Source organism: Kitasatospora sp. NPDC041988 (genome assembly GCF_055588525.1).
Genome location: NZ_JBVJCO010000009.1, coordinates 170,139 through 183,109, shown reverse-complemented (window position 1 = coordinate 183,109; position 12,971 = coordinate 170,139). Strand labels below are relative to the sequence as shown.

Here is a 12,971-nt window from a genome sequence, read left to right as displayed (position 1 = left end):
GATCGTCACCCGGTCGCCCGATGACCCGATGACCCGGCGACCCGGCGACCCGGCGACCCGAGGACCGTCCGCGCGCACCGACTGCCCACCCTGCCGCGCCCCGCCGGCACCCGCCGGCCGAACGCGTCAGCTGACCTCGGCGATGGCCGCGTGGATGAGACTCGGCACAACAAGCACCGCCTCGTCCAGGAGCAGTTCCAGGGCCACCGCATACGGGCTCGTGTCGACGTCCAGGGAGGCCAGCCACTCCACTGGCTGGTACCGGGCCAGCATCGACAGGGCGAAGAGCAGGGCCCACCACGACATCAACGGGTGCAGAGGTCGGTCATTGCCCGCCACGGCCGGTATCAGGTACCACTCCTCCCGGTAGCAGGTGAGGACGGACCGCAATCCCGCCAGGTACTCCTCGGGGCTCTCGCCGTCCACCTTGAGCAGCATGTAGCGGGTGTGCGGCCAGGCCGGCACGTCACAGCCGTCCTCGGCCACGGGCACGAGGCGGTAGCGCCGCGCATGCGGGAACTCCGCACTGAGTCGCAGCCAGCGCTCGCCCTCCTCCAGCAGCGAGGGCGGCACCCGGACCAGGTCCCCGTAGCCTTGTTCGGCCCTGGCCCTGTCGGGGTGCGGACGGTAGGACAGCGGCCGCGCCTGGCCGGGCAACAGCGGCCGACCGCTCGTCTCCGGGACGGTGGTCCAGAGCTCCGCGAATGTCAGTGGCCCACCCGCCGACTCGGTCGGGATCGCGGGAGACCCGAGGATTCTGCTGAGGCCCACGAAGCTGGCGTCCGCCCCGCCGGTCTGAACGATCGGCAGGTGCGGCAGAGGAGCCGAGAGGTCCGGCATCTGCAAGCCGTGGGAGCGCAGTTCCCACCCGGCGCCCTTGCCTGCCGGGGCCACGGCGGCGATCGCCCGACCCGCCTGACTCAGCCCCTAGAACAGCGGCAGCGGACGGGCCTCGTACCCGACCTGGCCCGCCGTCCGGAACAGCTGTTCGGCCTGCTCCAGCGCGGCGACATAGGTGGCTCTCCGCTTCCCGCTGCGGGCGGCCTGCCCCGGTGGGGCGTATCGCGTCGCCCGCAGCTCCGCCCACGCCGCCGAGACTGTCGACCGATCGTCCGAGTCCCTCATGCCGCGCAGTCTAGAGCCGGCGGGGCCGGCGGATCACGGCGTTTTCGGCGCCTGGAACCCGCCGCGCACCCACTCGTTCAGCGGTCGTAGTCGACCGTCACCCGGTCGGTGAGCGGGCGGGCCTGGCAGGTCAGCACGTAGCCGGCGGCCAGCTCCTTCTCCTCCAGGGCGAAGTTGCGGCGCATCTCCACCTCGCCCTCGGTGACCAGGGCGCGGCAGGTGCCGCAGACGCCGCCCTTGCAGGCGAACGGCAGGTCCGGGCGGGAGCGCTGCGCGCCGTCCAGGACGGAGCGGTCGCGCGGGAGGGTGAGTGTGCTGCCGCGTCCGTCGAGGACGACGGTGACCTCGCTGTGCGCGCCGTCGTCGGCCGCAGCCGGCTCCCGTTCGTCGTCGCGGTCGGCGACCGGCTCGTCCTCGGCGTGGAACAGCTCCTGGTGCACCCGCTCGCCCGGCACGCCCAGCCCGGCCAGCAGGTCCTTCGCCCCGGCGACCATCCCGAACGGGCCGCAGAGCCACCAGTGGCCGACCCGCTCCACGTCCACCAGCGCCTTCAGCAGCGCCCCGACCCGCTCCGGGTCCAGCCGGCCGCTCAGCAGCTCCGCGTCCCTGGTCTCCCGGGAGAGCACGTGCACCAGCTGGAACCGGCCGAGGTGCCGGTCCTTCAGGTCGGCCAGCTCGTCGGCGAACATCACGGTGTCACTGCGCCGGTTGCCGTAGAGCAGAGTGACGGTGGAGGTGCGGTCGGCGGCCAGCACCGAGGCGGCGATGGAGAGCATCGGGGTGACGCCGGAGCCGGCCGCGAGCAGCACGTGGTCGGCGGGCTCGCCCAGCTCGGGGGTGAAGAGACCGGACGGGGTCAGCACCTCGACCTCCTCGCCCGGCGCCGCCTCACGCACCAGCCAGCGGGAGAACAGACCGCCCGGCACCTCACGGACGGCGATCCGCAGCGGACCGCCGACGGGGGCGCAGATCGAGTACGAGCGGCGCTCGTCGGCACCGTCCACCACCCGGCGCAGCGTCAGCGTCTGCCCCGGCCGGAACGCGAACTCCGCGGCGAGCCCGTCCGGCACCTCGAAGGTGACCGCGACGGCGTCCTCGCAGAGCCGCTCCACCTCGGCGATCCGCAGGTGGTGGAAGGCCGGGCGACGGGCGGGGCGGACCGCCGGGGAGGGCGCATCGGCGGGGGCGGCGGCATCGGCGGGGGCGGCGGCCATTCAGATCTCCTTGACGCGTTCGAAGGGCTCGCGGCAGTCGCGGCAGCGCCACAGCGCCTTGCAGGCGGTCGAGCCGAAACGGGACAGCTCCTCGGTGTCGGTGCCGCCGCAGAGCGGACAGGCCACGAGGTGGCGGGTCGGGCCGAGGGCCAGCAGGCCCGCGGACGTCCGGCGCCCGGCGGCGGGCCCGGGCGGGGCGATGCCGGCCTCGGCGAGTTTGCGGCGACCCTCCGCGGTGATCAGGTCGGTGGACCACGGCGGGTCCAGTCGCAGCCGGACCCGGACGTCCGCATAGCCGGCCGCGCGCAGCCGGCGGTCCACGTCGGCCGCCATCTCGGCGACGGCCGGGCAGCCCGAGTAGGTCGGGGTCAGCCAGGCGGTCACGACATCGCCGCCCACCTCGACCTCCGCCAGCACCCCGAGGTCGGCCAGCGTGAGCATCGGCAGCTCGGGGTCGGGCACGGTGGCCGCGACCTCCCAGGCGTCGCTCAGTACGGTCACCACGTCGCCCCCGGGTGTGCGCGGGCCACCACCTGGAGCTCGGCCAGCAGCGGGCCGAACGCCTCGGTGTGCACGCCGTCCCGCCCGGCCCGGCCGCCGACCGTGGCCAGCGCCGGCGCCTGCGGCACGGTCAGCCCGGCCTCGCCGAGCACGGCGGCCAGCTCCCGCAGCACCGGTTCGCGCAGCGTCGCCGGGTCCACGCCGACCCGCAGCTCCACCGGATGCGCCGTGAACAGCTCGTCCATCAACGGCCAGACCGCGTCCAGCCCGGCCTGCATCCGCTGCGCCGAGTACGGCGTGCCGTCGCCGAGCCGCAGCGTCCAGGCGGTGGCGTACTCGCGGTGGTAGGCCAGCTCCTTGACGCCTCGGGCGGCGACCGCCGCCAGCACCGGGTCGCGGTGCCCGGCCAGCGCCTCGTACAGCGCGCCGCGCGCGGTCGCGAAAAGCAGCAGCCGGGCGATGGAGTAGGCGAAGTCCCCGTTCGGCGCCTCGACCAGGCGGACGTTGCGGAAGTCGTGCTCCTCGCGCCAGTAGGCCAGGTCGTCCTCGGTGCGGCCGGAGCCGTCCGCCTGGCCGGCCCGGGTGAGCAGCTGGCGGGCCTGACCGAGCAGGTCGAGGCCGAGGTTGGCGAGCGCGACCTCCTCCTCCAGCTCCGGCGCCCGGGTGCACCACTCGATCAGCCGCTGGGCGAGGACGAGCGCGTCGTCGCCGAGCATCAGGCAGTAGGCGGCGAGGTCGGCGCCGTCCAGGCCGGCCGGGACGGCGGTGTCCACACCGAGCAGCGGGTCGGCGAAGCCCGTCCCGTAGGCCCAGCGGCCCTCGCCCTCGGGCCCGGGAGATGCCTCGGAGAGGCTCAGGTAGACGTGGTCGTCGTGGCCGTCGTGGCCGTCGCCGCTGAGGTGGCCGTGGCTGTCAGGGCCGGCGTGGTTGTCACGCCCGGTGTGGCGGCCGGTCACGGTGTCGTCGGTCATGGTTCTGCTGCTCCCCGTCAGATGTGCGGGACATCCTCGGGGATGTCGTAGAAGGTCGGGTGGCGGTAGACCTTGTCGCCGCTCGGCTCGAAGAACGGGTCCCGCTCGTCCGGGGTGGAGGCGGTGATCGCGTCGGAACGGACCACCCAGAGGCTGACGCCCTCGTTGCGCCGGGTGTAGAGGTCGCGGGCGGCGAGCAGCGCCATCCGGTCGTCGGGCGCGTGCAGCGAACCGACATGGACGTGGTTCAGCCCGCGCCGGGGGCGCACGAACACCTCGTACAGCGGCCAGCCGGCCTTGGACTCGGTCACTTTCCGTTCTCCTGTTCCGCGTGGCGCTGCGCATCGGCGTGGTTCGGGGCGTCGGCGTGGTGCTGAGCTCCGGCGTGGTGCTGGGCATCGGTGCCGGGCATGGCTTCGGTGCCGGACACGGCTTCGGTGCCGGGCATGGCTTCGGCGCGGCGCTTCTGCGCGTAGGCGGTGGCGGCCTCGCGGACCCAGGCGCCGTCCTCGTGGGCGGCGCGGCGGCGGTCGATCCGCTGGGCGTTGCACGGGCCCTGGCCGTGGATGACCCGGGTCAGCTCGGACCAGTCCGGTTCACCGAAGTCCCAGCCGTCGCGGTCCTCGTTCCACCGCAGCTCGGGGTCGGGGAGCGTGACGCCGAGGTGCTCGGCCTGCGGGACGGTCATGTCGACAAAGCGCTGCCGCAGCTCGTCGTTGGTGTGCCGCTTGATCCGCCAGGCCATCGAGCGGGCAGTGTTCGGCGAGTCCCCGTCCGAGGGGCCGAACATCATCAGCGACGGCCACCACCAGCGGTCCACCGCGTCCTGGACCATCCGGCGCTGGGCCTCGGTGCCGCGCATCAGCGTCATCAGCAGCTCGTAGCCCTGGCGCTGATGGAACGACTCCTCCTTGCAGATCCGGACCATGGCGCGGGCGTACGGGCCGTAGCTGCAGCGGCAGAGCGGCACCTGGTTGCAGATCGCGGCGCCGTCGACCAGCCAGCCGATCACGCCGACGTCGGCGAAGGTGAGGGTCGGGTAGTTGAAGATCGAGGAGTACTTCTGCCGTCCGGAGATCAGCTTCTCGGTCAGCTCGGCCCGGTCCACACCGAGGGTCTCGGCGGCGGCGTAGAGGTAGAGGCCGTGGCCGGCCTCGTCCTGGGCCTTGGCGAGCAGGATCGCCTTGCGGCGCAGCGACGGAGCCCGGGTGAGCCAGTTGCCCTCGGGCTGCATGCCGATGATCTCGGAGTGGGCGTGCTGGGCGATCTGGCGGATCAGGGTGGCCCGATAGGCGTCGGGCATCCAGTCCCGGGGTTCGATCCGCTGCTCGGCGGCGACGACCGCCTCGAACCGCTCCTCCTGCACCTGCACTGGGACCGGTTCGGCCACCTCTGTTGTCACCACGGTCCCCTCTCGCGTCCTGCGGCCTGCCGGCTTACCGCCTTGCTGCGTGCCGCCTGCTGTCGTGCGGCGCGGGCCGGGTGGCGGCTGGTTCCGCTGCCGCCCGCGCTACCGACTGACCGTTCGGTCGGTTCCATTGTGCGTGGTGAGACGGCGGCCTGACAAGGGAATCAGGCCGCCGTGCGACGCGGACCCCGGACCGGGGCTCCGGACCGGGGCTCGGGCGGGGGCGCGGGCGGGGGCGCGAGGTGGGCCGGGAGGCGGCCGGGAGCCAGCCCGAGGTGGGGCCCCGGCCGCCCGCCCGGCCCCTCGTATGACCTCTCGCGCGACCGGACCCCCGTGCGCCTAGACCGACGCGCGCAGGCGGGCCAGCTCCTCGGCGCGGGCGGCGCGCTTGGCGAAGACCTTCTCCGTGCGGTCCTCCATCCGGCGAAGCGCCGTGCGGCGGCCCCGGTGCGAGAGCCGGTCGATGTAGAGGCCGCCGTAGAGGTGGTCGGTCTCGTGCTGGAGGCAGCGGGCGAAGTAGCCCCGGCCCTCCACGACCAGCGGGCGGCCGTCCAGGTCGCGGCCGCGCACCACCGCGAAGTCCGGCCGCGCCAGCTCCAGGTACGGGCCGGGGACGGAGAGGCAGCCCTCCTCGGCCTCGGCCAGCCGGCGGGCATCGGCGGGCAGCTCGTCCAGCACCGGGTTGAAGATGTGGCCGACGTGCCGGACGCCGTCCTCGTCGAAGCAGTCCCAGACGAAGGCTTGGAGGTCCACGCCGATCTGGTTCGCGGCGAGGCCCGCGCCCTCGGCCACCCACATCGCGGCGAACATGTCGTCCACCAGCCGGGACAGCTCGGGCGCGCCGAACTCCTCCTCCCTCACCGCCCGGCACCGGCGGTGCAGCACCTCTTCCCCCACCACCGTGATCCGCCGCACCTCCCCGCGCAGCGCCTCCGGCGGCACCTCCGGATAGGCCGCCACCCACTCGCCCCGCACCCGCACCGCCCCGCGGGCCGCCCGCGATGCCCTGGTCCCCCGCGCCGTGTGTGGCGCCTGGGCTGCCTCCCCTACCTGTGGCGCTTGTGGCGCCCGCGGTGCCTGCAGTGCGCGTGGCGCCTTTAGCGCCCGCGGTGCCTGTGATGCCTGTGGCGCCTGTGGTGCCTGTGGCGCCTGTGGTGCCTGTGGTGCCTGCATGGGCGACTGTTCGGCCATGGCCGGACTCCCCTCTCAGAGCTTTCGGTGCGTGCGCCAATCCATACTTTGCAAAGTGTGACTTTGCAAATAGCAGGTAGGGGGAATCATGGCGACCTGGGGTGATTTCTCCATCGATGACTTGCCAGTCACTTTGCAAACAGGCATCTTTGCAAAGTGACCACCGACGAGACGCCGCCGACCGAGCCCACGCGCCCGCTGGATGCCGCGAGCGCTGCGGAGGCTCGGGGGCCGAAGCCGCTGGAGATGCCGCCGAACCGGCCGTTGCCGCACCACCCGATCCGGCTGGCGCTGCTCGACCTGATCGCCGAGTGCGGGAAGATCACCTCCAACCAGGCGGCCCAGCATCTGCACCAGAGCTCCGGCACCTGCTCGTTCCACCTGCGCCAGCTCGCCCGTTACGGCCTGATCGAGGAGGCGCCCACCGTCGACGGCCGGTCGCGCCCCTGGCGGCTCCGGTGGGAGGGGTCGCTGATGCCCCCCGGCAGTGCCACCGAGCCGGCAGGTTCGCCGGGCTCCCCCGTCCCGGCTTCGCCGTCGTCGCGGCGGCTCGCCCCTGGCCTGGCCGCCGGTCTCGCGGAGGACCTCGCAGAGGATCTCGAGGACACCAGCTACCGCCAGTGGCTCGCCCACCGGGCGCAGGCCCCCGCCGAGTGGCGGCGCGACGAGGCGTCCAGCGACGTCCTCCACCTCACCCCCGAGGAGCTGGCCGATCTCGGCGCCGCCGTCCGCGCGCTGCTCGCCCCCTACCGGCGCCGCGGGCCCGCCCCCGGCACTCGCCCGGTGGCCGCGGTGACCCGCCTGTTCCCTCTGCTCGACCACCCGTCCGAGAGCGGCGGCCTGCCATAGCGGCCGGTGACCGGAAGCCGCTAGCCGGTGACCGGAAGTCGCTAGCCGGTGACCAGTAGCCGGGTGCCACCGGCCCCGCTCCCCGGCAGAACCGCACGATGGCGCGGGCCCGCCGCCCGGTCTGCGCCGGACGACGGGCCCGCTACTCCGGATACGGAACCGCGTCAGCCCTCCGACCGGTCCCGCAGGCGTGGCAGCGGTACGGCGAGAAGCGCCGCCAGCAGGGCGATCCGGGGGGCCAGCTGGTCGATCCGGATGTGCTCGTGCCGGGCGTGTGCCCCGGCTCCGACCGCGCCGAAGCCGTCCAGCGTCGGCAGCCCGCGCGATCCGGGCAGGTTGGTGTCCCCGGCCCCGCCGGCCGGGGCGCCGTCCAGCTGCTGCCCGAGCACCGCGGCGAGGGAACGGACGTGCCGCAGCAGCGGGTTGGCGGAGCGCTCCTGCCAGGCCGGCCGGCTGGACAGCACCTCCGTCCGCACCCGCGCACCCGGGCGCAGCGCGGTGAGGTGGGCCAGGCTGTCGAGTGTGCGGCGCTGTGCCTCGGCGGTGGCGAAGCGCAGGCCGAGTTCGGCCTCGGCGCGGCCGGCGATGACATTGGCCCGGGTGCCGCCGCTGATCCGCCCGGCGTTGAGTTCGGTGCCGGGCCGGCCGGCGAGTCCGCGGACGGCGACCAGCTGGTCGACTAGTTCGTCGACGGCGGAGACGCCCTGGGCGGCGTCGTTTCCGGCGTGCGCCTCGCGTCCGGTGACGGTGAGCCGCACCCGGGTGCTGCCACGGCGGGCGGTCTTGAGCCGGCCGTCCGGGTGGGGTGGTTCGAGGCCCAGGACGGCGGCCGCGCCGCGCAGTTGGCGTTCGACCAGGCGGCGGCCGTCGGGGCTGCCGACCTCCTCGTCCGAGACGACGACCAGCCGGACGGTGCGGTGCGGGCGCTGGCCGAGGTCGGCGAGCAGGGCGAACGCGCCTTCCAGGGCTGCGAGTCCGCCCTTCATGTCGACGACGCCGGGGCCGCTGAGGGTGCCGTCCTGTTCGGTGACCGGCCAGTCGTTGAGGATGCCGGCCGGCCAGACGGTGTCGTGGTGGCCGACCAGGAGGAGGTGCGGCAGCGTCTCGTCCTGGCCGGCCCACTGGAGGACGAGGTGGTCGCCGGCCGGGCCGGGCTCGCGGTGGACGGTGGCGCCGGTGGCGCGGAACCCGGCGGCCAACTCCTCGGCGAGGGCGTTGAGTCGGGGGGCGTCGCCGCTGGGTGACTCGATCCGGGCGAGGTCGGCGCAGCGGCGGCGGACGGCGCCGGCCAGGGTGCGGGCGCGTGAGCTGAGGGCCTGGGGCAGTCCGGGGAGTGCGGCGGTGGGGCTGGGCTGGCTGTCGCTGTCGGTGGCGGGTGGGGCGGCGGCGGGGGCGTTCGCCGGGAGAGGTGGCAGCACGAGGGCGGTGGCGGTTGTGGTGGCGGCGACGGTTGCCGTGGTGGTGGTGACGGTTGCCGTGACGCCGGCGGTGGTGGTGATGGTGACCGCGGCGGTGGCGGGTGGGGTGGCCGGGGAGGCGGCGGTTCCGGTGCCGGCGCCGACTCCTGTGCCGAGGGCGGGAACGGGCGCGGGCGCGGCGGCCGGTGCGGTGGTGTCGGCCGGGGTGAGTGCGGGCTCGGTGGTCACGGTCGGCGCGACGGGCGGCCGGACGGCTTGGGGACTCAACGCTCGCCTCCGCGGCCGCCGCCGGTATTCAGCGGCCGCACCGGCCGGCCGGACCAGCCCGGGTGCCCGGACCAGCCGGGGCGTGCGGCCCCGGCCAGACGTAGGGTCCGCCAGGGCGGCCCGTCTGGCCCAAGTGCGGTGGAACGGCTGGGCGGCATGCTTGGCATTGCGTCCTCCTCGCTCGATCCGGTGGCCCCGGTCGGCCCGGAGCCCCGTGGACGGCGGCTTCGATGCGGTGGGCGCAGTGACTGCACCGCCGCAGGGAAGCCGAGATGTGAGCCTAGAAGAACCGTTCGGTTTCCTGCGAGGTGGCCCTGTTCCCAGCGTGCCGGAGGCCGGGCCCGCCTCGGGCGCCCGCCGGAGAACGGTGGCAGGCGTACGGCGCGCGGGCCTGGGTCGGCGCGCGAGCGCGGTCGCCGGATCGCGCCCATCTCCACCATGGACCCCGCGCCCGGGTTCGGCAGCGCAAACGGCCAAGGCACGGCATTTCCACGCCGGATGGGTGACTTCGGCTCAACGCTCGGTACCAGGCGGCGGGTCGCGGGTGGTGGCAGCAGAGGGTCCCGACCGGATGGGCGGCGGTCGGTGTCGTCGGCCGGTGCCCGGCTGCCGGTGTCTTCGGCCGCCGCGGTCGGTCGCGGTCGTCGGTCGCGGTCGTCAGCCACCGCCGTCAGTCGCGGTCGTCGACGACTCCGGCGTCGCGGGCGAGCAGGGCGGCCTGGACGCGGTTGCCGACCTCGAGTGCGGTGAGGATCCGGCTGACATGGGCCTTGACAGTGCTCTCCCGCATCCCGAGCACGCCGGCGATCTCGGCGTTGGACAGTCCGCGGGCGAGTTCGCGGAGCACGTCCGTCTCACGCGGGGTGAGCCCGGCGACGCGGCTGCGGGCGGTGAGCGAACGCGGTGCGCCGCTGCGGTGGTAGCGGTCGATGAGGCGGCGGGCGGCGGCCGGATGCACCATGCCCTGGCCGTCCGCCACGATGTGGACGGCGCGGGCGATCTCGGCGGGCGGGGTGTCCTTGAGCAGGAAGCCGTCGGCGCCGGCGGCGAGCGCCTGGTAGACGTACTCGTCCAGGTCGAAGGTGGTGAGCGCGATGACGCGCGGGCCGTCCGGCAGCTCGCGCAGGCGACGGGTGGCGGCGATGCCGTCGAGCCGGGGCATCCGGATGTCCATCAGGGCGACGTCGATGCGTTGGCGGCGGGCCAGCTCCACGGCCTGGAGCCCGTCGGCTGCTTCGGCAACGACGGTGAGGGCAGGGTCCTGGGTGAGCAGGTCGACGAGGCCGAGGCGGACCAGCGCGTCGTCGTCGACGACCATGGTGCGGATCATGTGCCCTCTCCGGGTGGTGTCGGTGAACTGTCCCACCGGGTGTGCGGCCCGGTCTGTGGTCCGGTCTGTGATCCGGTGCGCGGCTGCGGGGCCTGCCAGGCCCGGGGTGGCGGGGTGGGCGGGCGCTCGGGCGACGGGAGGCGGGCCGCGAGGCGGAAGCCGCCGTGGCCGTCGGTGCCGGCGTCGAGGTGTCCGCCGAGCGCGCCGACCCGTTCGGCGAGCCCGACCAGCCCGTAGCCACCGCCGGTGCAGGCCCCGGACGGTGCCGGCTGGCCCGGGCCGTTGCGCACCTCGACGGTGGTTGCCGGGGCGCCGTAGCGGACGCGGACGGTGACGGGTGCGGCATGCGCGTACTTGCGGGCCTTGGTCAGCGCCTCCTGCACCAGGCGGTGGACGGCCAGGCGGTGGGTGGTCGGTACGGTCTCCGGGTCACCGTCGAGGGCGAGTTCGACCGTCTGCCCGGCTACGGCGGCCTCTCCGACGAGTTCGGTGAGGTCCCGCAGGGCGGGCGCGGGTACCGGCGCGGGCGCGGGTGTGCAGGCGGGCTCGGGCCTGTGCACGGAGTTCGACCGGGGTGGTACGGCCTCGGCCGCGCGGTGCGCCGGCGGGGTGGCCGCGACGTGCCGGAGGCCGGCGACGAGTGGCCCGGATCGGTCGAGTGGCCGGGACCGGCCCGGTGACCGGAGTCCGGGCGGCAAGGTGGGTACGGCCAGGAGGCGCGTCTCGCCCGGCGGATGGGGCGCAGGAGGCGGGTAGGGCGCGTCCGGCGGGTGGGACGCAGCAGGCGGGAGGGGTGCGGCAGGCAGGTGGGGCGTGTCCGGCGGATGGGGATCGTCCGGGAGCCGGGGGTCGGAGCGGAGGACGCCGAGGACGTCGCGCAGGTCGTCGAGCGAGCGGGCGGCCGTCGAGCGGAGGAGTTCCAGCCGGTGGGCGAGCCGGTCGGGGTCGGCGGCGACGGTGCCGGCGACGGCCTGGTCGCTTAGGACGCCGGCGTGCAGGACGAGCAGGCTGAGGCGGTGTGCCAGGACGTCGTGCATCTCCCGGGCGATCCGGGCGCGTTCGGCGGAGCGGGCCTGTTCGGCGCGGAGTTCGCGCTCGCGGCGCAGCGCGTCGACCTGGGCGTGCAGGGTGTGGATCAGGACGCGGCGGCCGTGCAGCCAGAGGCCGAGGGAGAGGGCGGCGGCTTCGACGAGCAGTTGTGATCCGGTGGTTCCGGCCCAGCCGAGGAGCGAGTCGGCGCGGACCGAGCTGAGTACGGCGATGGCGGCTCCGCCGGCCATGGCGGGCCCGGCCCGGCCGGTGGAGGCGAGGTAGAAGACGCTGAACAGGCCGGGGAAGGCGCGGTTGAGCAGACCTGCGGTGGCGACGGGGAGGACGGCGGAGGCGACCGGGTGGCGGCGGGCGAGGACGAGGGAGAGGGCGGAGAGGGCGGCGGCGGCCGTGCGCAGCGGCCGGAGGGACGCGTCGGTGACGGCCCACTGGGCGTACGTCTCCTCGGCTGCGAGGGCGAGGACGGTGAGCAGGAGCAGGGTCTCCGTCCAGCGGCGGCGGCCGGGTGCGTACCAGCCGAGCAGGGCGGTGGCGGGCGGGCGTGGGTCGGGGTGGTGCGGGGGGCCTGAGTGGTCGGGGCGGTTCGGGTGGCCTGGCTGGTCGGGGTGGTCGGCGGGCTGCTGGTGGCCTGTGGTCACGCGGTCTCCTCCCGTCGGCCTGGGCCGATGGTATGGGCCGCCCATGACGCCGGTCCCCCGTCCAAAGACCAACGCCACCCTCGACTTTCGTCGGGGGTGGGCGTCGCGGATCGGCCGATTCGGGCGGGGTCGGGCGTCTCTAGCGTCGGTGTCATGACGACGGATCAGCTCGGCTCACGCCCCCACTCCCCTGCACGGCCCTGGTGTGACGGTCCCGGCCGGCTCGCCGGTGACCGGCTGCTGTTCCTCGGCGAGGCGCTGCGCACGTTCCACAGTACGGGCGCACTGGCGCCGAGCGGGCCGGAGTTGGTGAACGCCCTGGTGGTCCCGATGACCAGCCGTCCGGACCGGCCGCTGTCGGTGCTGGAGGTCGGCGCCGGGACGGGGGTGGTGACCCGGCGGCTGGCCCAAGTGCTGTGTCCGGGCGACCGGTTGCACGTGGTCGAGGCGAACCCGCGGTTCGCCGATCGGCTGCTGGCCGACGCGGAGCTGGCCCGGCGCGGGCCGGAGGTCGGGTTGCGGCTGTCCGTCTGCGGGGTGGAGGAGCTTCCGGAGGTCCGGCCGGAGGTGTCGAGCCGGGGCGGGAACGGTGGCGGGGGTGACGGGGGTGCCGTCGACGGCACCGGGGGTGAGGTACGACGTGATCATCTCCGGTCTGCCGTTCACCAACTTCGAGCCGGCGCAGGTGCGGCACGTCCTGGACCTCTATCTGCGGCTGCTGGTGCCGGGGGGCGAGCTCACCTACTTCGGGTACCTGGGCACCACGGCCGCCCGGACGCTGCTGTCGGGGGCCCGGCACGGGGCGCGGCACCGGGCGGTGGTGCGGCTGCTGCGACGGTTCGAGGCGGCGTACGGGCTGGGGAGCCGGACGGTGTGGCGCAACCTGCCGCCGGCCCGGGCCCACCTGCTGCGCGCGCCGGGCGCCGGGCGGGTACCGCTGCCGGCCGGGTCGACGGGCGGGGCGGTGGACGGCGCTCGATGATGGACCGGGGCCGGCCCCGGCTCCGTG

The 12,971-nt window shown here is 74.8% G+C and carries 13 protein-coding genes; 2 read left to right on the top strand and 11 right to left on the bottom strand.

The window, feature by feature from the left end; genetic code table 11:
* Nucleotides 1–126: 126 nt before the first annotated feature.
* The 8 genes from ACZ6NC_RS12240 to def all read right to left on the bottom strand — a co-directional run bounded on the left by ACZ6NC_RS12240 (nucleotide 127) and on the right by def (nucleotide 6,194).
* Nucleotides 127–924 carry a YaaC family protein gene (locus ACZ6NC_RS12240; protein ID WP_465731750.1) on the bottom strand — a complete coding sequence of 266 codons (798 nt, stop codon included), beginning with the start codon at nucleotides 922–924 and terminating at the stop codon, nucleotides 127–129.
* Nucleotides 925–927: 3 nt separating this feature from the next.
* Nucleotides 928–1,125: a hypothetical protein gene (locus ACZ6NC_RS12235; protein ID WP_465731651.1), complete on the bottom strand. Its 198-nt coding sequence runs from the start codon at nucleotides 1,123–1,125 to the stop codon at nucleotides 928–930.
* A gap of 77 nt (nucleotides 1,126–1,202) precedes the next feature.
* Entirely contained in the window at nucleotides 1,203–2,339 is a 1,137-nt protein-coding gene (paaE, locus tag ACZ6NC_RS12230) for a 1,2-phenylacetyl-CoA epoxidase subunit PaaE (RefSeq protein ID WP_465731649.1), read from the bottom strand.
* Nucleotides 2,340–2,843, bottom strand: a complete 504-nt coding sequence (gene paaD / locus ACZ6NC_RS12225) for a 1,2-phenylacetyl-CoA epoxidase subunit PaaD (RefSeq protein WP_465731647.1) — start codon at nucleotides 2,841–2,843, stop codon at nucleotides 2,340–2,342.
* Nucleotides 2,837–3,811 carry a 1,2-phenylacetyl-CoA epoxidase subunit PaaC gene (gene paaC, locus ACZ6NC_RS12220; protein ID WP_465731645.1) on the bottom strand — a complete coding sequence of 325 codons (975 nt, stop codon included), beginning with the start codon at nucleotides 3,809–3,811 and terminating at the stop codon, nucleotides 2,837–2,839. The genes paaD and paaC overlap by 7 nt, the downstream gene beginning before the upstream one ends.
* 17 nt (nucleotides 3,812–3,828) lie before the next feature.
* On the bottom strand, nucleotides 3,829–4,122 hold the full coding sequence (gene paaB / locus ACZ6NC_RS12215) for a 1,2-phenylacetyl-CoA epoxidase subunit PaaB (protein WP_218199217.1): 294 nt from the start codon (nucleotides 4,120–4,122) through the stop codon (nucleotides 3,829–3,831).
* Nucleotides 4,119–5,201: a 1,2-phenylacetyl-CoA epoxidase subunit PaaA gene (gene paaA / locus ACZ6NC_RS12210; RefSeq protein WP_465731748.1), complete on the bottom strand. Its 1,083-nt coding sequence runs from the start codon at nucleotides 5,199–5,201 to the stop codon at nucleotides 4,119–4,121. The genes paaB and paaA overlap by 4 nt, the downstream gene beginning before the upstream one ends.
* A gap of 357 nt (nucleotides 5,202–5,558) precedes the next feature.
* Nucleotides 5,559–6,194, bottom strand: a complete 636-nt coding sequence (def, locus tag ACZ6NC_RS12205; protein ID WP_465731643.1) for a peptide deformylase — start codon at nucleotides 6,192–6,194, stop codon at nucleotides 5,559–5,561.
* A gap of 372 nt (nucleotides 6,195–6,566) precedes the next feature.
* Here def and ACZ6NC_RS12200 point away from each other — a divergent pair, with 372 nt between their 5' ends.
* Nucleotides 6,567–7,259 (top strand): ArsR/SmtB family transcription factor, encoded by a 693-nt coding sequence (locus tag ACZ6NC_RS12200; RefSeq protein WP_465731641.1) that lies wholly within the window; start codon nucleotides 6,567–6,569, stop codon nucleotides 7,257–7,259.
* Between the two features lie 164 nt (nucleotides 7,260–7,423).
* Here ACZ6NC_RS12200 and ACZ6NC_RS12195 read toward each other — a convergent pair whose 3' ends face one another.
* From ACZ6NC_RS12195 to ACZ6NC_RS12185, 3 genes are all read right to left on the bottom strand, one after another.
* Complete coding sequence (locus ACZ6NC_RS12195; RefSeq protein ID WP_465731639.1) at nucleotides 7,424–8,944, bottom strand: M20 family metallopeptidase; 1,521 nt, start codon at nucleotides 8,942–8,944, stop codon at nucleotides 7,424–7,426.
* Between the two features lie 670 nt (nucleotides 8,945–9,614).
* Nucleotides 9,615–10,274, bottom strand: coding sequence for a response regulator (locus tag ACZ6NC_RS12190; RefSeq protein WP_465731637.1), 660 nt, complete (start codon nucleotides 10,272–10,274; stop codon nucleotides 9,615–9,617).
* On the bottom strand, nucleotides 10,271–11,962 hold the full coding sequence (locus ACZ6NC_RS12185) for a sensor histidine kinase (protein WP_465731635.1): 1,692 nt from the start codon (nucleotides 11,960–11,962) through the stop codon (nucleotides 10,271–10,273). Before ACZ6NC_RS12185 ends, ACZ6NC_RS12190 begins: the two co-directional genes overlap by 4 nt.
* A 628-nt stretch (nucleotides 11,963–12,590) precedes the next feature.
* On the opposite strand from ACZ6NC_RS12185, the gene ACZ6NC_RS12180 reads away from it, so the two are divergent.
* A complete protein-coding gene (locus ACZ6NC_RS12180; RefSeq protein ID WP_465731633.1) occupies nucleotides 12,591–12,944 on the top strand; it encodes a hypothetical protein in 354 nt (117 codons plus the stop codon).
* The last annotated feature ends 27 nt before the right edge of the window (nucleotides 12,945–12,971 follow it).

Coding starts and splice junctions, on each gene's coding strand:
- ACZ6NC_RS12235 (WP_465731651.1), bottom strand. CDS start 1,125: ATGAGGGACTCGGACGATCGGTCGACAGTCTCGGCGGCGTGGGCGGAG.
- paaE (WP_465731649.1), bottom strand. CDS start 2,339: ATGGCCGCCGCCCCCGCCGATGCCGCCGCCCCCGCCGATGCGCCCTCC.
- paaC (WP_465731645.1), bottom strand. CDS start 3,811: ATGACCGACGACACCGTGACCGGCCGCCACACCGGGCGTGACAACCAC.
- ACZ6NC_RS12190 (WP_465731637.1), bottom strand. CDS start 10,274: ATGATCCGCACCATGGTCGTCGACGACGACGCGCTGGTCCGCCTCGGC.